The sequence below is a fragment of the Streptomyces abikoensis genome (assembly GCF_014648775.1).
Classification (GTDB): Bacteria; Actinomycetota; Actinomycetes; order Streptomycetales; family Streptomycetaceae; genus Streptomyces; species Streptomyces abikoensis.
This window is the reverse complement of record NZ_BMRT01000002.1, coordinates 277,870-302,402: the sequence shown is the minus strand read 5'-3', so window position 1 is coordinate 302,402 and position 24,533 is coordinate 277,870. Positions and strand designations below refer to the sequence as shown.

1 protein-coding gene (running past one end of the window) is annotated in these 24,533 nt (G+C 72.3%); it reads left to right on the top strand.

The window, feature by feature from the left end:
- Window positions 1-24,533, top strand: partial view of a type I polyketide synthase gene (locus IE096_RS08155; RefSeq protein WP_189450120.1) — the 3' portion only. The gene continues 6,859 nt to the left of window position 1, outside the view; the window shows 24,533 of its 31,392 coding nt (coding positions 6,860-31,392); its start codon lies beyond the left edge, outside the window; the stop codon is at window positions 24,531-24,533.

Sequence of the window (24,533 nt, the reverse complement as noted above, 5' to 3'; positions counted from 1 at the left end):
CCGCCGGTGTGGTCGAGGGCTCGGCGGCGGGTTCGGGCAGGACGGCGGTGCTGTTCTCGGGTCAGGGTTCGCAGCGGCTGGGGATGGGTCGGGAGTTGTACTCCCGTTTCCCGGTGTTCGCGGATGCTTTCGACGCGGTGTGCGCGGGGCTGGACGAGCACCTGGACCGGCCGTTGCGGGATGTGGTCTGGGGCGAGGACGAGGAGCTGATCAACCGGACCGTGTATGCCCAGGCCGGGCTGTTCGCGGTCGAGGTGGCGCTGTTCCGGCTGGTGGAGTCGTGGGGCGTGCGCCCGGAGTTCGTCGCCGGTCACTCGATCGGTGAGGTGGCGGCGGCGCATGTGGCCGGGGTCTTCTCGCTGGCGGACGCGTGTGTGTTGGTGGCGGCTCGTGGTCGTCTGATGCAGGAGCTGCCTGCGGGCGGTGCGATGGTGGCGGTCCAGGCGACGGAGGACGAGGTCCTGCCGCTGCTGACGGACGATGCCACGATCGCGGCCGTCAACGGCCCGTCATCGGTGGTCGTGTCGGGTGGTGAGGACGCCGTCCTGGAAATCGCCTCCCGCTTCGAGGCGGAGGGGCGCAAGACGAGCCGTCTGCGCGTCTCGCACGCGTTCCACTCGCCGCTGATGGCACCGATGCTCGCGCGCTTCCTGGAGGTCGTGGAGGGTCTGACCTTCGGCACCCCCGCCATCCCGGTCGTCTCCAACCTCACCGGGGAGACCGCCACCGAGGCACAGCTGACCTCTCCCGCCTACTGGGTCCGCCACGTCCGTGAGGCCGTGCGCTTCGCCGACGGCATACGCACCCTCCACGCCGCAGGCGTGACCCGCTTCCTGGAGCTGGGCCCGGACGGTGTGCTGACCGCAATGGCCCGCGAGTCGGTGACCGACGAGGCCGCCGTGCTCGTGCCCGTCCTGCGCAAGGACCGGCCCGAGGAGCTGACGGCACTCACCGCCCTGGCACACCTGCACGTCTCCGGTGCGGCCGTGGACTGGGCCGCCGTGTACGCCGGGACGGGCGCGCGGCGCGTGGACCTGCCGACGTACGCGTTCCAGCACCAGCGGTTCTGGCCGGCGGGCACGATCGCCCGTGCGGGAGACGTTCGCTTCGCGGGCCTGGGTTCCGCCGATCACCCGCTGCTGGGTGCGACGGTGGAGCTGGCGGGCTCCGACGGTTTCCTCTTCACAGCGCGGCTGTCGCTCCAGACCCACGCCTGGCTGGCGGATCACGCTGTCATGGGGTCGGTGCTGGTGCCGGGAACGGCGCTGGTGGAACTGGCGCTGCGAGCGGGCGACGAGGTCGGCTGCGCGGGTCTGGAGGAGCTGACGCTGGCCGCGCCGCTCGTCCTCCCCGAGCAGGGCGGGGTGCAGATACAGGTGCGCGTCGGCGAGCCCGACGAGGCGGGCCGCCGCGCCGTGACCGTCCACTCGCGCGAGGCCGACGAGCCGTGGACGCTGCACGCCGACGGTTTCCTCACCGCTGACGACGCCGAACCGCAGATTTTCGATGCCGCGACGTGGCCGCCGGCGGGTGCCGAGCCGGTCGATGTCACCAGTAGCTACGAGGAGTTCGCGGAGGCGGGCTTCGACTACGGTCCGGTGTTCCAGGGTCTGCGGGCGGCGTGGAGGCTCGGCGACGAGGTGTTCGCCGAGGTGTCGCTGCCCGAGGACGTGGACGGCGGCGCGTACGGACTGCACCCGGCGCTCTTCGACGCGAGCCTGCACGCTGCTGCCTTCGGTGGCGGGGATGGTGAGGGTCAGGGCGGTGGCGTCCCGTTCTCGTGGACGGGTGTCTCGCTGCACGCCACGGGTGCTTCCGCCGTCCGGGCCCGGATCCGCACCGCCGCCGACGGCGGGCTGTCCATCGCCGTGGCGGACACGGCGGGCGCGCCCGTCGCATCCGTGGAGTCGCTCGTGGTCCGTCCGATCGCGGCCGACCAGCTCCGCACCGCCGACCGCGACTCGCTCTTCGCCCTGGACTGGACCCCGGTCCAGGTCCAGGTCCAGGCCCAGGCTCAGGTCACGGACGCCGAAGCCGTGGCCTACGCGGACCTCGCGTCGCTGAGCGAGGACGATGCCGTACCGGCCGTCGTCGTGACCTCGGTACCGATGATCGATGCGGACGACGTGGTGGGCTCGGTCCACGCCGCCACCGCGCGCGCCCTCGAACTCGTCCAGTCGTGGCTGGGCGAGGAGCGATTCGCCTCCTCGCGTCTGGTGTTCACCACCCATGGGGCCGTCGCGGGCGACGACCTGGCGGGTGCCGCCGTGTGGGGTCTGGTCCGGTCGGCGCAGCTGGAGAGCCCGGGCCGGTTCGGCTTGGTGGATGTCGATGGCGATATCGATGCCGATGCCTCGGTGCTGTCCCGGGCGCTGGCTGTCGACGAGCCGCAGGTGCTGGGCCGTGGCGGCGAGGTGCTGGCCGCCCGGCTGGCGCGGGTGGAGCGGCAGGCGACGGCGGAGGTTTCGTGGAGTCCTGACGGTACGGTTCTGATCACGGGTGGTACGGGTGGCCTGGGCCGCATCGTCGCCCGGCACTTGGTGAGTGCCTACGGCGTGCGCAGCCTTCTACTGGTGAGCCGTAGTGGCCTGGGCGCCGATGGTGCCGAGGCGCTGGTGGCCGAGCTGGCCGCCGAGGGTGTCGACGTGGCGGTGGAAGCGTGTGACGTCGCGGACCGCGCGGCGGTGGACGACCTCGTCTCCCGGCACGGTCGCATCACGGCCGTCGTGCACACCGCTGGTGTGCTGGATGACGGAATCGTTGCTTCCCTCACCCCGGATCGTGTTTCTGCGGTCCTGCGGCCGAAGGTCGACGCTGTCTGGAACCTTCACGAGGCGACCAAGGGCCTCGATCTCGACGCGTTCGTCGTGTTCTCCTCCGTCGCCGGTACGTTCGGCAGCGCGGGCCAGGCGAACTATGCGGCGGGCAACGCGTTCCTCGACGCGCTCGTCGTGCGCCGTCGGGCCGAGGGGCTGCCGGGTCTGTCGCTCGCCTGGGGCCCGTGGGCCCAGGGCAGCGGCATGACCGGCACGCTGAGCGAGGCCGACGTCCAGCGGATCGCACGTTCCGGTATGCCGGTGCTGTCCGTGGAGCAGGGCCTCGCGCTGTTCGACGCCGCCCTGCCGGTGGCCGCGTCGCGGCCGGCGCTGCTGCCCGTCCGTCTGGACCTCGCGGCCCTGCGGGCGGGGGGCGAGGTGCCCGCGCTGCTGCGCGGCCTCGTCCGCACCCGCGTCCGGCGGACGGCCGGCGCGGGCACGGCTGCCGCCTCCGGGCTGATCCGGCGGCTGGCGGCGGTCCCCGAGGCCGAGCGGCGCGACGCCCTGCTGGACCTCGTTCGCACGCAGATCGCCGTCGTGCTGGGCCACGCGGGGTCGGACACGGTGGACCCGTCGAGGGCCTTCCAGGACCTCGGCTTCGACTCGCTGACCGCCATCGAGCTCCGCAACCGGCTCGGCAAGGCGACGGGCCTGCGGCTGCCCGCGACGGCGGTGTTCGACTACCCCACCGCCCGGGCCCTGGTCGGCCATCTGTACGACGAGCTCTTCGGCGCGGAGCCGGAGGCTTCGCTCCAGGCCGTCGGCTCGCTGCCCTCGCTCGTCGACGATCCGGTGGTGATCGTGGGCATGAGCTGCCGCTTCCCGGGCGGGGTCTCGTCGCCCGAGGACCTGTGGCGGCTGGTGTCGGACGGTGTGGACGCGGTCTCCGGCTTCCCGACGGACCGCGGCTGGGAACTGGACGACCCGGACCGTGAGAGCGCCATCGCCACCCGGTCCGGTGGATTCCTCCACGACGCGGCCGAGTTCGACCCCGAGTTCTTCGGCATGAGCCCCCGCGAGGCCCTGACCACCGACGCCCAGCAGCGCCTGCTGCTGGAGACGACGTGGGAGGCCCTGGAGCGGGCCGGCATGGACCCGGCCACGCTGCGCGGCAGCCGGACGGGCGTCTTCGCGGGCGTCATGTACCACGACTACGCCCAGCTCCTCTCCGGGCGTGAGTTCGAGGGTTATCAGGGCAGTGGCAGTGCGGGCAGTGTGGCGTCGGGCCGGGTGTCGTACACCTTCGGTTTCGAGGGACCTGCGGTGACGGTCGACACGGCGTGCTCGTCGTCGCTCGTCGCTCTGCACCTGGCGGTGCAGGCGCTGCGGTCGGGTGAGTGCTCGCTGGCGCTGGCCGGTGGCGTGACGGTCATGTCGACGCCGCTGACCTTCGTCGAGTTCTCCCGCCAGGGCGGGCTCTCCGCCGACGGCCGGTGCAAGGCCTTCGCGGACGGCGCCGACGGTGTCGGCTGGGGTGAAGGCGCCGGCATCCTCGTGCTGGAGCGGATGTCGGACGCCCGTCGCAACGGTCACCGGATCCTGGCGACCGTGCGGGGTAGCGCTGTTAACCAGGACGGTGCGTCGAACGGTCTGACGGCGCCGAACGGTCCGTCGCAGCAGCGGGTGATCCGCCAGGCGCTGGCGAGCGGTGGGCTGTCGGCCGCTGATGTGGATGCGGTCGAGGCGCACGGTACGGGTACGACGTTGGGTGACCCGATTGAGGCGCAGGCGCTGCTGGCCACCTACGGTCAGGGGCGGTCGGGGGAGCGGCCGTTGCTGCTCGGCTCGGTGAAGTCCAACCTCGGCCACACCCAGGCCGCGGCGGGTGTCGCGGGCATCATCAAGATGGTCATGGCGATGCGCCACGGCGTCCTGCCGCAGACGCTGCACGTCGACCAGCCGTCCGCACATGTGGACTGGTCGGCTGGCGCGGTGGAACTGCTGACGGAGCGGACGGTCTGGCCCGAGGGTGACGGACCGCGCAGGGCGGGTGTGTCGTCGTTCGGCATCAGCGGGACGAACGCGCACGTGATCCTGGAACAGGGCGAGCCGGAGCCGGAGCGTGAGGACGCCCCGATGCCGGACGCGTCGCTGCTGCCCGTGGTGCTGTCCGGCAGGACCGAGGCGGCCCTCCGTGATCAGGCGTCGCGCCTGCTGGCCCATCTTCAGGACCGGCCGGAGTCGCGGCTCGCCGATGTCGCGTACTCGCTGGTGACGAGCCGGGCGGTCTTCCCCCACCGGGCCGTGCTGCTGAGCGCGGACCGGGACGACGTCCTGCGCTCCCTGTCGGCACTCGCGGCCGGCCGGTCGGAGGAGCACCCGGAGGGCGCTGTGCGCCCCGGGAAGGTCGCCTTCCTCTTCTCGGGTCAGGGTTCGCAGCGGCTGGGGATGGGCCGGGAGCTGTACTCCCGTTTCCCCGTCTTCGCCGACGCGTTCGATGCGGTGTGCGCGGGCCTGGACGAACACCTGGACCGGCCGTTGCGGGATGTGGTCTGGGGCGAGGACGAGGGCCTGATCAACCAGACTGTCTACACCCAGTCGGGGCTGTTCGCGGTCGAGGTGGCGCTGTTCCGGCTGCTGGAGTCCTGGGGCGTGCGCCCGGACCAGCTGCTCGGTCACTCCATCGGTGAGATCGCGGCCGCGCACGTCGCGGGCGTCTTCTCGCTGGCCGACGCCTGCCGGCTCGTCGCGGCCCGTGGGCGGCTGATGCAGGCGCTGCCCTCGGGCGGCGCCATGCTGGCCGTCCGGGCAGGCGAGGACGAGGTCCGGCCGCTGCTGACGGACGAGGTCGCGATCGCGGCGGTCAACGGGCCGTCGTCGGTGGTGGTCTCCGGAGCCGCGGAGGCTGTCGAGGCGATCCGCGCCCGTTTCGAGGAGCAGGGCCGCAAGACCACCCCGCTGCGGGTCTCGCACGCCTTCCACTCGCCGCTCATGGAGCCGATGCTGGCGGACTTCCGCGCCGTCGCCGAGAGCCTGACGTACGGCACCGCCACCATCCCTCTCGTGTCGAATGTGACCGGTGAATCCGCCACCGACGAGGAGCTCCGCTCCCCGGAGTACTGGGTGCGGCACGTCCGGGAGGCGGTCCGCTTCGCCGACGGCGTGCGGACGCTGTGGACGGCGGGCGTCAGGTCGTTCCTGGAGCTCGGCCCGGACGGCTCCCTGTCCGCCTTGGCGGCCGAGTCGATCGAGCCGGCGGACGAAGAGGTCGCTCTCGTCCCCGCCCTGCGCAAGGGCCGGGACGAGGAGCGGGCGCTCCTCGACGCCGTCGCCCGTCTGTACGTGCTCGGCGCGGCCGCCGACTGGTCCGTCCTCTTCACCGGTACCGGGGCACACCGGGCCGACCTGCCGACGTACGCGTTCCAGCGCGAGCGGTTCTGGCCCACGGGCGGCCCGGCCCGCGCCGGGGACGTGCGCTTCGCGGGCCTCGGCGCGGCCGGACACCCCATGCTGGGCGCCGCCCTCGAACTCGCCGACGCCGACGGCTTCCTGCTCACCGGCCGGCTGTCCGCGCAGGCGCAGCCGTGGCTCGCGGACCACGTCGTCCAGGGCACGGTGCTCGTGCCCGGCACCGGTCTGCTCGAACTGGCCGTCCGGGCCGGCGACGAGGTCGGCTGCGACCTCGTCGAGGAACTCACGCTCACCGCACCCTTGCTGCTGCCCGAGCAGGGCGGGGCGGTCCAGATCCAGGTGCGCGTCGGAGCGGAGGACGCGACGGGGCGCCGTAGCCTCGGCATCCACTCCCGTCCGGAGGGCCGGGCGCTCGACCCCTGGACCCAGCACGCCACCGGCGTGCTCGCCTCGGGCGCCGAGACCCCGGACACCTCCGATGCCGCCTGGCCCCCGCCGGGAGCCGAGCCGCTGCCGGTCGAGGGCGCGTACGAGACGTTCGCGGAGTACGGCTACACGTACGGCCCGGTGTTCCAGGGCCTGCGGGCCGCGTGGCGGGTGGGCGATGAGCTGTTCGCGGAGGTGGCGCTGCCGGAAGGCACCGATGGTGGGGCGTTCGGCCTCCACCCGGCGCTGCTCGACGCGGCGATGCACGCCGCGATCCTCGCCGGCGACGGCGAGGGCGGGACGATGATCCCCTTCGCGTGGACCGATGTGGCCCTTCACGCGGTGGGCGCCTCCGCGGTCCGGGTGCACCTCGCCCGCAAGGGCGACGGCGCGCTGTCGCTGACGGTCTCCGACGTGACGGGCCGACCGGTGCTCACGGTGGGCTCCGTGGCGGGCCGGCCGGTCTCGGCCGAGCAGCTCGACGCGGGTGACGGCTCGGGCGAGTCGTTGTACGGGGTCGAGTGGTCCGGTGCGACGGTGGCGGATGGTGCTGCGGCGGTGTCGTGGGCGCTGTGGGACGAGGCCGTGGATGCTGAGTCCGGTGCTGCGGTGCCGGATGTGGTGGTGCTGGACTGTGGTGCGGTGGCGTCGGAGGGCGATGTGCCCGGCGACGTACGGACCGTGCTGCGCCGTGTGTTGGGCGTGGTGCAGGAGTGGCTCGGCGACGAGCGCTATGCGACGTCGCGTCTTGCCGTGGTCACGCGGAACGCGGTGGCTGTGGTTGATGGTGTGGCGTTGGATGTGGTGCAGGCTCCGGTGTGGGGTCTGGTGCGTTCGGCGCAGGCGGAGAACCCGGGCCGGTTCGTCCTGGTGGACGTCGATGGCGGGCTTGATGAGGTGCCCGTGGCGGCGCTGGCTTCGGGTGAGCCGGAGGTGGCGGTGCGCGGTGGTGAGGTGCTGGTGCCGCGCCTGGTGCGCTTGCCCTCTGCGCTTGAGGCAGCGGATGTCTCCCTCGATGTCGAGGGCGAGGTGCTGATTACCGGTGGTACGGGCGGTCTGGGCGCGGTCGTGGCCCGCTACCTGGTCGCCGAGCATGGGATCCGGCATCTGACGCTGACGAGCCGTCGGGGTCTGGAGGCTCCGGGTGCTCCGGAGCTCGTGGCGGAGCTGACAGCTGCGGGTGCTGACGTGCGCGTCGTCGCTTGTGATGTGTCCGACCGGGCGGCGTTGGTCGCCGTGGTGGACGGAATCACCATCGACCGGCCGCTCACCGCCGTGGTCCACGCTGCCGGAATCGGTGACAACGGTCTCGTCGGAGCGCTCACCCCCGAGCGCGTCGACGCCGTCCTCGCGCCGAAGGCCGATGCCGCCTGGTGGCTGCACGAGCTGACCCGTGAGATGGACCTGACGGCCTTCGTCACCTTCTCCTCCGCCGGCGGGCTCGTCCTCGCCGCCGGGCAGGGCAACTACGCGGCCGCCAACGTCTTCCTCGACGCCCTGGCGCAGCAGCGCCATGCCGAGGGGCTGCCCGCGACGTCGATGGCCTTCGGCCTGTGGGACGTGGGCGCCGGGCTCGGCCAGTTCCTGAGCGACATCGACCGCAAGCGCATGGCCACCCAGGGCGTGCCCGTGCTGTCGCACGAGGCGGGTCTGGAGCTGTTCGCGGCCGGGTTGCGGTCGCCGCGGCCCACGGTCGTCCCCATCCACGTCGACCCGGCCGCGCTGCGCACCCGCACCGACGAGATCCCCGCCCTCCTGCGCGGCCTCGCGCCCAGGATCCGGCGTGCCACGGCCGCCGACGCGACCGCCGTCACGGCCACCGGCCTGCGGGCGCGCCTGGCCGGACTCACGGACGGCGAGCGGAACCGTACGGTGCTGCAGATCGTGCGCGGTCAGGTGGCGGCCGTCCTGGGGCACGGTTCGGCCGATGCGATCGGTCCGGACCGGGCGTTCCAGGAGCTCGGCTTCGACTCGCTCGCGGCGACCGAGCTGCGCAACCAGCTCAACCGCATCACCGGTCTCCGCCTCCCCGCCACCCTCGTCTTCGACCACCCCAACTCCCGTGCCGTCACCGACCACATCCTCGCCCTGGTCGCCGACCAGGAGGGGGCGGTGGCGGGTGCGGTGACCACGGCCGACGTCGGCCGGCGCCCCCGTCCCCTGGACGACGAACCGATCGCCATCGTCGGCATGGCCTGCCGCTACCCCGGCGGCGTCGCGTCCCCCGAGGACCTGTGGCGGCTGGTCGTCGACGGCGTCGACACCGTCTCCGACCTGCCCGTCGACCGCGGCTGGAACGTCGAGGACCTCTACGACCCCGAGCCGGGCAAGGACGGCAAGAGCTACACGCGCCGCGGCAGCTTCCTCCACGACGCGGCCGAATTCGACCCCGGGTTCTTCGGCATCTCGCCCCGCGAGGCCACCTACATGGACCCGCAGCAGCGACTGCTCCTCGAGGTGTCCTGGGAGGCGATGGAGCGCGCCGGCATCGACCCGGCCACGCTCAAGGGCAGCCGGACCGGCGTCTTCGCCGGAGTCATGTACCACGACTACGCCCTGAACGTCTCGCCCTCGGGCACCAGCGGAGGCAGCGTCGTATCCGGCCGCGTCTCCTACACCTTCGGTTTCGAGGGACCTGCGGTGACGGTCGACACGGCGTGCTCGTCGTCGCTGGTCGCCCTCCACCTGGCGGTGCAGGCGCTGCGCTCGGGCGAGTGCTCGCTGGCGCTGGCCGGCGGTGCGACGGTGATGTCGACGCCGGGCATGTTCATCGAGTTCAGCCGCCAGCGCGGGCTCTCCGCGGACGGCCGTTGCAAGGCGTTCGCCGGTGCGGCCGACGGCGTCGGCTGGTCCGAGGGCGCGGGCGTCCTCCTCGTCGAGCGGCTCTCCGACGCCCTGCGCAACGGCCACGAGGTGCTCGCGGTGGTGCGGGGCACAGCGGTGAACCAGGACGGGGCGAGCAACGGCTTCTCCGCGCCCAACGGCCCCTCGCAGCAGCGGGTGATCCGCCAGGCCCTGGAGAACTCCGGCATCGCACCCGCCGACGTCGACGCGGTCGAGGCCCACGGCACGGGCACGACGCTCGGTGACCCGATCGAGGCGCAGGCGCTGCTGGCCACCTACGGCCAGGGGCGTCCGGAGGACCGGCCGCTGTGGCTGGGCTCGGTGAAGTCCAACATCGGTCACGCGCAGGCGGCGGCCGGTGTCGCGGGCGTCATGAAGATGGTCATGGCGATGCGGAACGGTCTGCTGCCGAAGACCCTGCACGTGGACGAGCCCTCGCCGCACGTCGACTGGTCCGCCGGTGCCGTGGCACTGCTGACCGAGCCGACCGCGTGGCCCGAGACCGGACACCCGCGACGCGCGAGCGTCTCGGCCTTCGGCATCAGCGGCACGAACGCGCACGTGGTCCTGGAACAGGGTCCGTCGACGTCGACGTCGCAGCCGGAGAGCGTCGAACCGGACGGTGACACGGCTGATGTCGTGCCGTGGCTGGTCCACGCCGCCACGCCGGAGGCGCTGCGCGCCCAGGCCGCCCGTCTCCACTCGTTCCTCGCGGCCCGCCCGGAGCTCACCCCGTTCGAGGTGGCGCACTCGCTGGCCACCACCCGGTCGGCCCTGGAGCACCGCGCGGTCGTCGTCGGCGCGGAACGCGCCGAGCTGCTCGACGGCCTCGACGCCCTCGCCCGCGGCGAGTCCGTACCCACCGCCTTCACGGCCTCCGCGCGCGGCAACGACTCGACGGCGGTGTTGTTCTCGGGTCAGGGTTCGCAGCGGCTGGGGATGGGTCGGGAGTTGTACTCCCGTTTCCCGGTGTTCGCGGATGCTTTCGACGCGGTGTGCGCGGGGCTGGACGAGCACCTGGACCGGCCGCTTCGGGGTGTTGTCTGGGGCAGGGACGAGGAGTTGGTCAATCGGACGGTGTATGCCCAGGCCGGGTTGTTCGCGGTTGAGGTGGCGTTGTTCCGGTTGGTGGAGTCGTGGGGTGTGCGGCCGGAGTATGTGGCCGGTCACTCGATCGGTGAGGTGGCGGCGGCGCATGTGGCCGGTGTTTTCTCGCTGGCGGATGCCTGCCGGCTTGTCGCTGCTCGTGGTCGTCTGATGCAGGAGCTGCCTGCGGGCGGTGCGATGGTGGCGGTCCAGGCGACGGAGGACGAGGTCCTGCCGCTGCTGACGGACGATGTCGCGATCGCTGCTGTGAACGGCCCGTCGTCGGTGGTGGTGTCGGGTGGTGAGGACGCCGTCCTGGAGATCGCTTCCCGCTTCGAGGCGGAGGGGCGTAAGACGAGTCGTCTGCGCGTCTCGCACGCGTTCCACTCGCCGCTGATGGCACCGATGCTGGCGGAGTTCCGGGAGGTCGTGGAGGGCCTGGCCTTCGACGCTCCCGCCATTCCGGTCGTCTCCAACCTCACCGGCGCGCTCGCGACGGCCGAGGAGATCGGGTCCGCTGAGTACTGGGTGCGCCACGTCCGCGAGGCGGTCCGCTTCGCGGACGGAGTCCGCACTCTCCTCGCCGAGGGCGTGAGCCGCTTCCTTGAGCTCGGCCCCGACGCCGTGCTCACCGGGATGGTCAAGGACACCCTCGGCGACGACGCCGCGGACGGCGCCCTGACGGTGTCCGCCCTCCGCAAGGGCAGGGACGACGTCGCGAACCTCGCGAACGCTCTCGGTCACCTGCACGTGCACGGTGCCGCCGTGGACTGGCACGCGTACTTCGCCGGCCCGAGCACCCGTCGTGTCGATCTGCCCACCTACGCCTTCCAGCGCGAGCGGTACTGGGTGAACGCCACGACCGGCACGGGTGACCTGAGCGCCACCGGTGTGGACACGGTGGCGCACCCGATGCTGGGCGCGGTCCTGCGGCTGCCCGACTCGGACGGCGTGGTCCTCACGGGCAGGCTGTCGGTGTCCTCGCACCCGTGGCTCGCCGATCACGCGGTGCGGGGCACGGTGCTCGTGCCGGGCACCGGGTTGCTGGAGCTCGCCGTCCGTGCCGGTGACGAGGTCGGCTGCGACGTGCTGGAGGAGCTGACGCTCGCCGCGCCGATGGTGCTGCCCGAGCGCGGCGCGATACAGGTCCAGGTCGTCGTGGGCGCGGACGAGGCCGGGCGTCGCCCGGTGGCCGTGTACTCGCGACGGGAGGACACGGGCGACCGCGCATGGGTCCGCCACGCCTCCGGGTTCCTCACGGCCGATGCCACGGCCGACGGCCGGAAGGCAGCGGCGTTCGACCTGAGCGCCTGGCCCCCGGCCGGTGTCGAACCGGTGCGGCTGGACGGCGCGTACGACGCGCTGCGCGAGCACGGCTACGGCTACGGCCCGGTGTTCCAGGGCCTGCGGGCCGCGTGGCGGGTGGGCGATGAGCTGTTCGCGGAGGTGGCGCTGCCGGAAGGCACCGATGGTGGGGCGTTCGGTCTCCACCCGGCGCTGCTGGACGCTGCCATGCACGCCGCGATCTTCGTCGGCGCGGGCGACGGCGAGACCAGGATCCCCTTCGCGTGGACCGATGTGGCCCTTCACGCGGTGGGCGCCTCCGCGGTCCGGGTACGCCTGTCACGGCTCGACGGTGGCGGGCTGGCGTTGGCGGTCGCCGACACGGCCGGGCGACCGGTCCTGTCCGTGGGCTCGATGGTCGGCCGGCCGGTGTCGGCCGAGCAGCTCGACGCGGGTGACGGCTCGGGCGAGTCGTTGTACGGGGTCGAGTGGTCCGGTGCGGCGGTGGCGGATGGTGCTGCGGCGGTGTCGTGGGCGCTGTGGGACGAGGCCGTGGACGCGGAGTCCGGGTCCGGTGCTGCCGTGCCGGATGTGGTGGTGCTGGACTGTGGTGCGGCGGCGTCGGCGGGCGATGTGCCCGGCGACGTACGAGCCGTGCTGCACCACGTACTGGAGGCGATACGGCGCTGGCTGTCCGATGAGCGCTTCGAGGGCGCGCGGCTGGCTGTGGTGACCCGCAACGCGGTGGCTGTGGTTGATGGTGTGGCGTTGGACGTGGTGCAGGCTCCGGTATGGGGTCTGGTGCGTTCGGCGCAGGCGGAGAACCCGGGGCGTTTCGTTCTGGTGGACGCTGATGGTGAGCCGGGGGAGGCGCTGGTCGCGGCGCTGGCTTCGGGTGAGCCGGAGGTGGCGGTGCGCGGTGGTGAGGTGCTGGTGCCGCGCCTGGTGCGCTTGGCGCCTGGTGTTGAGGCAGCGGATGTCTCCCTCGATGTCGAGGGTGGGGTGCTGATTACCGGTGGTACGGGTGGTCTGGGCGCGGTCGTGGCCCGTTACCTGGTCGCCGAGCACGGGATCCGGCATCTGACGCTGACGAGCCGTCGGGGTCTGGAGGCCCCGGGTGCTCCGGAGCTCGTGGCGGAGCTGACGGCTGCGGGCGCTGACGTGCGCGTCGTCGCTTGTGATGTGTCCGACCGGGCGGCGCTGGTCGCCGTGGTGGACGGAATCACCATCGACCGGCCGCTCACCGCCGTGGTCCACGCTGCCGGAATCGGTGACAGCGCACTGGTCGACGCCCTGACGCACGAGCAGGTGCACTCCGTGCTCGCGCCGAAGGCGGACGCGGCCTGGTGGTTGCACGAGCTGACCCGTGAGATGGACCTGGCAGCGTTCGTCCTGTTCTCGTCCGCCGGCGGGCTCGTTCTGACGGGCGGGCAGGGTAACTACGCGGCCGCCAACGTCTTCCTCGACGCCCTGGCGCAGCAGCGCCACGCCGAGGGGCTGCCCGCCACCGCGATGGCGTACGGCCTCTGGGAGGTCGGGGCCGGACTCGGCCAGTACCTCAGTGACATCGACCGCAAGCGCATGGCCAACCAGGGCGTCCCGGCACTCTCCTACGAGGCCGGTCTGGAGCTGTTCGCGGCGGGGCTGCGGTCGTCGCGGCCCACGGTCGTCCCCATCCACGTCGACACGGCCGCCCTGCGCACTCGTACCGACGAGATCCCCGCCCTCCTGCGCGGCCTCGCCCCCATGGCACGCCGGTCGGCGGCCGCCGGGGACGGCGTGGCAGCGGGCGAACCGGCCGGCTTCGAACAGCGGCTCGCGGGACTGTCGGCGAACGAGCGGAACCGTGCGGTGCTGCAGATCGTGCGCGGTCAGGTGGCGGCCGTCCTGGGGCACGGTTCGGCCGATGCGATCGGTCCGGACCGGGCGTTCCAGGAGCTCGGCTTCGACTCGCTCGCGGCGACCGAGCTGCGCAACCAGCTCAACCGCATCACCGGTCTCCGTCTCCCCGCCACCCTCGTCTTCGACTACCCCAACTCCCGTGCCGTCACCGACCACATCGAGGCCCAGCTGACCCCGGTGGTGGACGCACACGGCGCCGGAACCGGCGGCGTCGACGACGACATCCGCCGGGCGCTTCAGACGATCCCGACGAACCGGCTGCGCGACGCCGGCCTGATGGACAGCCTCCTCGAACTCGCGGAGGTGCGTGGACTGCCGGTCGGCCCGGACGCGGAAGAGGCGCCCGACATCAGCGCCGACGACATCGACGACACCGACGACATCGACGGCGAGGCGCTGCTGGCCGCCCGCAGGGAGACCGCCCGGCTCCGGAAGCACAACCGCGAGCTTTCCGCGGCCCGGCACGAGCCCATCGCCATCGTCGGCATGGCCTGCCGCTACCCGGGCGGGGTGACCAGCCCCGAGGACCTGTGGCGGCTGGTGACCTCCGGTGGCGACGCGATCTCCGCGTTCCCGGACGACCGCGGCTGGGAGGGCTTCCAGGACGCGGGCCAGTACCCCCGCCTGGGCGGGTTCCTCGACGAGGCGGCCGGTTTCGACCCCGCGTTCTTCGGGATCTCCCCGCGCGAGGCCCTCGCCATGGATCCCCAGCAGCGGCTCACCCTGGAGCTGTCCTGGGAGGCCCTGGAGCGGGCGGGCATCGACCCGACCTCGCTCAAGGGCACCCGGACCGGCGTGTTCGCCGGTGTGATGTACCACGACTACCCCGGCAGCGACGGCAACGGCAGCGTGGTGTCCGGCCGGGTCTCCTACAAGCTCGGCCTGGAAGGGCCCGCCGTGTCCGTGGACACCGCGTGCTCGTCCTCTCTGGTCGCACTGCACCTCGCCGTGCAGTCCCTGCGGCAGGGCGACTGCTCGCTCGCGGTGACCGGCGGTGTCACCGTGCTGTCGACCCCGGGCGTGTTCGCGGAGTTCGGCCGCCAGGGCGCGCTCGCGTCGGACGGCCGCTGCAAGTCCTTCGCCTCGGCCGCCGACGGCACGGGCTTCTCGGAAGGCGCCGGCTTCCTCGTCGTGGAACGGTTGTCGGACGCCCTCCGCAACGGGCATCCCGTGCTCGCCGTGGTCCGCGGCTCCGCCGTCAACCAGGACGGCGCTTCCAACGGCCTGACGGCGCCCAACGGCCCGTCCCAGCGCCGCGTCATCCGCCAGGCCCTCGCCAACGCCCGCCTCGCCGCCGACCAGATCGACGCGGTCGAGGCCCACGGCACGGGCACCACTCTGGGTGACCCGATCGAGGCACAGGCGCTGCTGGCGACGTACGGTCAGGACCGGCCGGAGGACCGGCCGCTGTGGCTGGGCTCGGTGAAGTCCAACATCGGTCACACACAGGCCGCCGCCGGCGTCGCGGGCGTCATCAAGATGGTCATGGCGATGCGGAACGGCGTCCTGCCCTCCACGCTCCACGTGGACGAGCCGTCGTCGAAGGTCGACTGGTCCGAGGGAAGCGTGCGCCTGCTGACGGAGACCAGGGAATGGGGTACGAACGGCCGCCCGCGCCGGGCGGGCGTCTCGTCCTTCGGTATCAGCGGCACGAACGCGCACGTCCTGGTCGAGCAGGCGCCGCAGGCGGCGATCGAGGAGGAGAGGGACGCGGCACCGGTCGTGGTGCCGTGGCTGCTGTCCGCCCGTGACGAGAACGCGCTGCGGGCGCAGGCCGAGCGCCTGCTGACCCTGCTGGACTCCGGGTCGTCGCCGCAGCACAGCCCGCTCGACGTGGCCTTCTCGCTCGCCACGACCAGGGCCGCCCTCGACCACCGCGCGGCGGTCGTCGGCACGCAGCCGGACGAACTCGTCGCCGGCCTGCGAGCCCTGGCACGCGGCGAGGCGGCGGCGCACGGCTCGCGGGCCGAAGGACTGCTGGCGGTGCTGTTCTCGGGTCAGGGTTCGCAGCGGCTGGGGATGGGTCGGGAGTTGTACTCCCGCTTCCCGGTGTTTGCGGATGCTTTCGACGCGGTGTGTGCCGGGTTGGACGAGCACCTTGAGCGTCCGCTGCGGGATGTTGTCTGGGGTGAGGACGAGGAGGTCATCAACCAGACGGTGTATGCCCAGGCCGGGTTGTTTGCGGTCGAGGTGGCGTTGTTCCGGTTGGTGGAGTCGTGGGGTGTGCGGCCGGAGTATGTGGCCGGGCATTCGATCGGTGAGGTGGCGGCGGCGCATGTGGCCGGGGTCTTCTCGCTGGCGGATGCGTGTGCGTTGGTGGCGGCTCGTGGTCGTCTGATGCAGGAGCTGCCTGCCGGTGGTGCGATGGTGGCGGTCCAGGCGGCGGAGGACGAGGTCCTGCCGCTGCTGACGGACGATGTCGCGATCGCGGCTGTGAACGGCCCGTCGTCGGTGGTGGTGTCGGGCGCGGAGGAGGCGGTCGCGCGGATCGCCGGGCACTTCGAGGCCGAGGGGCGCAAGACAAGTCGTCTGCGTGTCTCGCATGCGTTCCACTCGCCGTTGATGGAGCCGATGCTGGCGGAGTTCCGGGAGGTCGTGGAGGGCGTCTCCTTCGACGCTCCCGCCATTCCGGTCGTCTCCAACCTCACCGGCACCCTGGCGACGGCCGAGGAGATCGGGTCCGCTGAGTACTGGGTGCGCCACGTCCGTGAGGCGGTCCGCTTCTCCGACGGGATACGCACCCTTCAGACCGAGGGCGTGACCCGCTTCCTGGAGCTCGGCCCCGACGGCGTCCTGAGCGCCATGGCCGAGGCTTCCCTCACAGGCGAAGCCAGCGTGATCCCCGCTCTGCGGCGGAATCAGGCCGAGGAAACCGCTGTCGTGGATGCCCTCTCCCGGCTGCACACCTCCGGTGAGCAGGTGGACTGGGCGGCGTTCTTCACCGGCACCGGTGCCCGCCGAATCGACCTTCCCACCTACGCCTTCCAGCACCAGCGCTTCTGGCCGGCGGTGATGACGCCCCTCGGCGCCTCGTCCGAGGGCGGTCACCCGCTGCTGGGCGCGGCGGTGGAGCTGGCAGGCTCCGACGGCTTCCTCTTCACAGCGCGGCTGTCACTCCAGACCCACGCCTGGCTGGCGGATCACGCTGTCATGGGTTCGGTGCTGGTGCCGGGTACGGCGCTGGTGGAGCTGGCGCTGCGGGCCGGTGACGAGGCCGGTTGCGGCCTGCTGGAGGAGCTGACGCTGGCCGCGCCGCTCGTCCTCCCCGAGCGGGGTGGCGTGCAGGTACAGGTCCGGGTCGGCGAGCCCGACGAGGCGGGTCGGCGTACCGTGACCGTCCACTCCCGGCCCGACGACGGTCAGGATCAGCCGTGGACGCTGCACGCGCAGGGCACACTGGCCGACGGAGTGGGCTCCGCCGTCGCGTTCGACGCGACGGTATGGCCGCCGGAAGGCGCCCAGCCCCTCGATGTGGCGGGCGGCTACGAGCGGTTCGCGGAGTCCGGTTTCGCGTACGGTCCGGTGTTCCAGGGTCTGCGGGCGGCGTGGAGGCTCGGCGACGAGGTGTTCGCCGAGGTGTCGCTGCCCGAGGACGTGGACGGCGGCGCGTACGGACTGCACCCGGCGCTCTTCGACGCGAGCCTGCACGCTGCTGCCTTCGGCGGCGGGGAGGGTGAGGGCCAGGGCGGCGGAGTCCCGTTCTCGTGGACGGGTGTCTCGCTGCACGCCACTGGTGCCTCCGCCGTCCGGGTGCGTATCCGTACGGCCGCCGACGGCGGGCTGTCCATCGCCGTGGCGGACACGGCGGGCGCGCCCGTCGCCTCCGTCGACTCGCTCGTGGTCCGTCCGATCGCGGCCGACCAGCTCAACACAGTGGACAGGGACTCGCTGTTCCGGCTCGACTGGATGCCGGTCCAGGTGACGGGCGTCGAGGCTGTGTCGTATGTGGATCTCGACCAGCTGAGCGAGACGGAGGCCGTCCCTGCGGCAGTCGTGGTCGAGGTCGGCGGTGAGGCTGACGTAGTGGCTTCGACGCACGAGCTCACCGCTCGTGTTCTCGGTCTGCTGCAGTCGTGGCTGGTGGAGGAGCGGTTCGAGGAGTCGCGTCTGACGTTCGTGACGCGTGGTGCCACTACGGGTGACGATCTGGCCGGTGCGGCGGTGTGGGGCATGGTCCGCTCGGCGCAGTCGGAGAACCCGGGCCGCTTCGGCCTGGTGGATCTCGACGACGCTGCCGATGCCTCGGTGCTGTCCCGCGCGCTGGCTGTGGACGAGCCGCAGTTGCTCGTCCGGGACGGCGAGTTCCTGATCCCCCGGCTGGCGCGGGTGGAGCGGCAGGCGTCGGCGGAGGTTTCGTGGAGTCCTGACGGTACGGTTCTGATCACGGGTGGTACGGGTGGCCTCGGCCGGATCGTCGCCCGGCACTTGGTGAGTGCCTACGGCGTGCGCAGCCTCCTCCTCGTCAGCCGTAGTGGCCTGGGCGCCGAGGAATTGGTCGCCGACTTGACGGCCGAGGGTGTCGACGTGGCCGTGGAAGCGTGCGATGTCGCGGATCCGGCTGCCGTGGCGGATCTCGTCTCCCGGCACGGTCGCATCACGGCTGTCGTGCATACCGCTGGTGTGCTGGATGACGGAATCGTCGCTTCCCTCACCCCGGATCGTGTTTCTGCGGTCCTGCGGCCGAAGGTCGACGCTGTCTGGAACCTCCACGAGGCGACCAAGGGCCTTGATCTCGACGCGTTCGTCGTGTTCTCCTCCGTCGCCGGTACGTTGGGCAGCGCGGGCCAGGCGAACTACGCGGCGGGCAACGCGTTCCTCGACGCGCTCGTCGTGCGCCGTCGGGCCGAGGGGCTGCCGGGTCTGTCGCTCGCCTGGGGCCCGTGGGCCCAGGACAGCGGCATGACCGGCACGCTGAGCGAGGCCGAGGCCGCGCGGATGACCCGCGCGGGCATGCCGCCGCTGTCGCCCGAACAGGGGCTGGCGCTGTTCGACGCGGCGCTGGCCGGTGCCGTCGCCGGCGGTGAGGCAGCGGTGCTGCCCGTCCGCCTCGACCTGCCGGTGCTCCGGAACCAGGGCGAAGTGCCCCCGCTCCTGCGCGGGCTCATCCGTACGCGGCCCACGCGCCGCGCGGGCACGGCTGCGGCCTCCGGGCTGATCCAGCGCCTGGGCGGGCTGTCCACGCCGGAACGGCACGAGGCTCTGCTCGACGTCGTGCGCGGGCAGATCGCGACGGTCCTGGGCCACGCCGGCTCCGCCGAGGTGGACCCGACGCGGGCCTTCCAGGACCTCGGCTTCGACTCCCTCACGGCGGTCGAACTGCGCAACCGCCTGGGTTCGGTGACCGGCCTCCGGCTGCCGGCGACAGTGGTGTTCGACTACCCCACGGCGGAGGCTCTCGTCCGCTTCCTGCTGGACGAGCTGTTCGGCGGGGACACCGAGGCCGATGCGATCGTCCCGGTACGGGTGCTGCCGTCCGTCGCGGACGATCCGGTGGTGATCGTGGGCATGAGCTGCCGCTTCCCGGGCGGGGTCTCGTCGCCCGAGGACCTGTGGCGGCTGGTGTCGGACGGTGTGGACGCGGTCTCCGGCTTCCCGGCCGACCGCGGCTGGGACCTCGACGCTCTCTACAACCCCGACCCCGACCACACGGGGACCGTCTACACCCGTGAGGGCGGCTTCCTTCGGGAGGCGGCGGAGTTCGACCCGGCGTTCTTCGGGATGAGCCCGCGTGAGGCCCTGGCGACTGACTCGCAGCAGCGCCTGCTGCTGGAGGCTACGTGGGAGGCGATCGAAAGGGCCGGCGTCGACCCGGTGTCGCTCCGCGGCAGCCAGACGGGCGTCTTCGCCGGCGTGATGTACAACGACTACGCCAACCTCCTCTCCGGACGTGAGTTCGAGGGGTATCAGGGCAGTGGCAGCGCGGGCAGTGTGGCGTCGGGCCGGGTGTCCTACACCTTCGGTTTCGAGGGCCCTGCGGTGACGGTCGACACGGCCTGCTCGTCCTCCCTGGTCGCTCTGCACTTGGCGGCGCAGGCGCTGCGTTCGGGTGAGTGCTCGCTGGCGCTGGCCGGTGGTGTGACGGTCATGTCGACCCCGACCACGTACATCGAGTTCTCGCGTCAGCGCGGCCTGTCCCCGGACGGCCGGTGCAAGGCGTTCGCGGACGCGGCCGACGGTGTCGGCTGGTCCGAGGGCGTGGGCATGCTGGTCCTGGAGCGGATGTCGGACGCCCGTCGAAACGGCCACCGCGTCCTCGCCGTGGTCCGGGGCAGCGCCGTCAACCAGGACGGTGCGTCGAACGGTCTGACGGCGCCGAACGGTCCGTCGCAGCAGCGGGTGATCCGCCAGGCGCTGGCCAGTGGCGGGCTGTCGGCCGCTGATGTCGACGCGGTGGAGGCACACGGTACGGGTACCACTCTGGGTGACCCCATCGAGGCACAGGCGCTGCTGGCCACCTACGGTCAGGGGCGGTCGGGGGAGCGGCCGTTGCTGCTCGGCTCGGTGAAGTCCAACCTCGGCCACACCCAGGCGGCCGCAGGCGTGGCCGGCATCATCAAGATGGTCATGGCGATGCGCCACGGCGTCCTCCCGCGGACGCTGCACGTCGATCAGCCGTCCTCGCACGTGGACTGGTCGGCGGGCGCGGTGGAGTTGCTGACGGAGCGGACGGTCTGGCCCGAGGGTGACGGACCGCGCAGGGCGGGTGTGTCGTCGTTCGGCATCAGCGGGACGAACGCGCACGTGATCCTGGAGCAGGCCGACCCTGAGCCGGAGCCGGAAGGCGACGACACCCCCGTCTCGGGTGCGGTCGTGCCCTGGGTGCTGTCGGGCAAGACCGAAGCCGCTCTGCGGGATCAGGCCGCACGCCTGCTGGCGCACATCAGCGGAAGCCGGCCGGTGGATGTCGGATTCTCGCTGGTGTCGAGCCGGTCGAGCTTCGCGCACCGGGCCGTCGTATTGGCAGCCGACGCGGAGTCGCTGACGGGAGCGCTCGCGTCACTGGCGTCGGGTGAGTCCGGCGCCGGTGTGGTCGAGGGCTCGGTCGGCTCGGGGAGGACAGCGGTGCTGTTCTCGGGCCAGGGCTCCCAGCGGCTCGGCATGGGCCGGGAGCTGTACTCCCGTTTCCCCGTCTTCGCCGACGCGTTCGACGCGGTGTGCGCGGGCCTGGACAAGCACCTGGACGAACACCTGGACCGGCGGCCCCTGCGGGAGGTCGTCTGGGGTGAGGACGAGGAGCTGATCAACCAGACCGTCCACACCCAGGCCGGGCTCTTCGCGGTCGAGGTGGCGCTGTTCCGGCTGGTGGAGTCGTGGGGCGTGCGCCCGGACTTCGTCGCCGGGCACTCGATCGGCGAGGTCGCGGCGGCACACGTCGCCGGGGTCTTCCCGCTGGACGACGCCTGCCGGCTCGTCGCCGCTCGCGGGCGGCTGATGCAGGAGCTGCCTGCGGGCGGGGCGATGGTCGCCATCCGGGCCACGGAGGACGAGGTTCTGCCGCTGCTGTCGGACGACGTCTCGATAGCGGCAGTCAATGGCCCGTCGTCGCTCGTGGTCTCGGGCGCGGACGAAGCGGTCGCGCGGATCGCCGGGCACTTCGAGGCGGAGGGGCGTAAGACGAGTCGTCTGCGTGTCTCGCACGCGTTCCACTCGCCGTTGATGGAGCCGATGCTGGCGGAGTTCCGGGAGGTCGTGGAGGGTCTGACCTTCGGGGCCCCCGCCGTCCCGGTCGTCTCCAACCTCACCGGTGACCTCGCCAAGCCCGAGGAACTGGCCTCCGCCGACTACTGGGTGCGGCACGTCCGCGAGGCGGTCCGCTTCTCCGACGGGATACGCACCCTTCAGACCGAGGGCGTGACCCGCTTCCTGGAGCTCGGCCCCGACGGTGTCCTGACCGCCATGGCCGAGGAGTCCCTGACCGACCCGGCCACCCTCGTTCCCGCGCTCCGCAGGAACCGGGACGAGGAGACGTCGATCGTCAGCGCGCTCGCCGAACTCCACGTCCACGGCGGGAAGGTGGACTGGACGGCCTTCTTCGCCGGGACGGGCGCGCGGCACGTGGACCTGCCGACGTACGCGTTCCAGCACCAGCGGTTCTGGCCCACGGGCACGGCCGTACGCGCCGGGGACGTCCGGTTCGCGGGCCTCGGCTCCGCCGAGCACCCGCTGCTGGGCGCGGCAGTGGAACTGGTCAACACCGATGGCTTCCTCTTCACGGGCAGGCTGTCCGTCCAGTCCCACGCCTGGCTGGCGGATCACGTTGTCATGGGGTCGGTGCTGGTGCCGGGTACGGCGCTGGTGGAGCTGGCGCTGCGAGCGGGCGATGAGGCTGGTTGCGGCCTGCTGGAGGAGCTGACGCTGGCCGCGCCGCTCGTCCTGCCCGAGCAGGGCAGTGTCCAGGTGCAGGTCTGGGTCGGTGAGCCCGACGAGGCGGGCCGTCGCGCGGTGACGATCCACTCCCGTACGGGAGAGGAGCCGTGGACGCTGCATGCCAGCGGTTTCCTCACCACGAGCACCGCGCAGGCGCAGGAATTCGATGCCGCAGCATGGCCGCCGGCCGGAGCGGAAGCGATCGACGTGGCGGGCGCCTACGAGCGGTTCGCGGAGTCCGGTTTCGCGTACGGTCCGGTGTTCCAGGGTCTGCGGGCGGCGTGGAGGCTCGGCGACGAGGTGTTCGCCGAGGTGGCGCTGCCCGAAGGCACCGACGGTGGGGCGTTCGGCCTCCACCCGGCGCTCTTCGACGCGAGCCTGCACGCCGCTGCCTTCGGCGGCGGGGATGGTGAGGGCCAGGGCGGTGACGTCCCGTTCTCGTGGACGGGTGTCTCGCTGCACGCCACTGGTGCCTCCGCCGTCCGGGTGCGTATCCGTACGGCCGTCGATGGCGGCGGGGTGTCCATCGCGATCGCCGATACGACGGGTGCGCCTGTCGCTTCCGTCGAGTCGCTCGTGGTCCGGCCCATCGCGGCCGACCAGCTCAACACAGTCGACAGGGACTCGCTCTTCGCTCTCGACTGGACGCCGGTCCAGGTGACGGGCGTCGAGGCTGTGTCGTATGTGGATCTCGACCAGCTGGGTGAGACGGAGGCCGTCCCTGCGGCAGTCGTGGTCGAGGTCGGCGGTGAGGCTGACGTAGTGGCTTCGACGCACGAGCTCACCGCTCGTGTTCTGGGTCTGCTGCAGTCGTGGCTGGTGGAGGAGCGGTTCGAGGAGTCGCGTCTGACGTTCGTGACGCGTGGTGCCACTACGGGTGACGATCTGGCCGGTGCGGCGGTGTGGGGCATGGTCCGCTCGGCGCAGTCGGAGAACCCGGGCCGGTTCGGTCTGGTGGATGTCGATGGTGATGTCGATGCCTCGGTGCTGTCCCGGGCGTTGGCTGTCGACGAGCCGCAGCTCCTGGTCCGTGGCGGCGAGTTCCTCGCCGCCCGTCTCGCCCGGGTGACGGCCGAGCCGGAGGCCGAGGCCCCCTGGCGCTCCGACGGTACGGTCCTCGTCACCGGCGGCACCGGTGGCCTCGGCCGGATCGTCGCCCGGCACCTGGCCACTCACCACGGCGTACGCAGCCTTCTCCTGGTGAGCCGTAGCGGCTTGGGAGCTGAGGCGTTGGTCGCCGAGTTGGCCGTCGAGGGTGTCGACGTGGCCGTGGAAGCGTGCGATGTCGCGGACCGCGCGGCGGTGGACGATCTCGTCTCCCGGCACGGTCGCATCACGGCCGTCGTGCACACCGCCGGTGTGCTCGATGACGGAATCGTCGCCTCCCTCACCCCGGATCGTGTTTCCGCCGTCCTGCGGCCGAAGGTCGACGCTGTCTGGAACCTCCACGAGGCGACCAAGCACCTCGATCTCGACGCGTTCGTCGTCTTCTCCTCCGCCGCGGGCACCTTCGGTACCCCCGGCCAGGCGAACTACGCGGCCGGCAACGCCTTCCTCGACGCCCTGGCCCGGCACCGCCGGGCAGAGGGACTCGCGGGAGCGTCGCTCGCCTGGGGCCCGTGGGCTCAGGACAGCGGTATGACGGGCACACTGACCGAGGCCGACGTCCAGCGGATCGCCCGGACGGGCATGCCGGAGCTCTCGGCCGAGGAGGGCGTGGCGTTGTTCGACAGGGCGCTGGCCCTCGCGGACGAGCCCGTGACGCTGCCGGTGCGGCTGGACCTCGCGGCGCTGCGCGCGCGGGGTGAGGTGCCGCCGTTGCTGCGCGGCCTGATCCGGACGCCGGCGGGCCGGCGGGCGGCCTCCGCCGGGGCCGGTGGCGGCGCTGCCGCCGCCGATCTCGCCCAGCGGCTGTCCGGGCTGTCGGCGGCGGAGGGGCGCGAGGTGCTGCTGGACGCCGTCCGGGGGCAGATCGCGACGGTCCTCGGCCACGCCGGTGGCGCGGAAGTGGACCCGGCCAAGGCGTTCCGGGACCTGGGCTTCGACTCCCTCACGGCGGTCGAGCTGCGGAACCGGCTCAGCGCGCTCACGGGCGTCCGGCTGCCGGCGACGCTGCTCTTCGACTACCCGACGGCCGGGGAGCTCGTGGACCACCTGTACGCCAAGGTGGCCCCGGCGGACTCGCCCTCCGGCCCGGAGGCGGTCCTGGGCGAGCTCGACAGGCTCGAGAAGGCCTTCCTCGGCCTGGAGGTCACCGAGGAGATGTTCGAGCGGGTCGCCGGCCGCCTGGAGGTGCTCCGGTCCAAGTGGGGCGCCCTGCGCGACGGCGGCAAGGGAGCGGGCGCCGGGGACGTGACCGGCTCCGGGGAGGACGCGGAGTTCGACTTCGAGTCCGCCTCCGACGAGGACGTCTTCGACCTCCTCGACAACGAGCTCGGGCTCTCGGACGAGATCTGA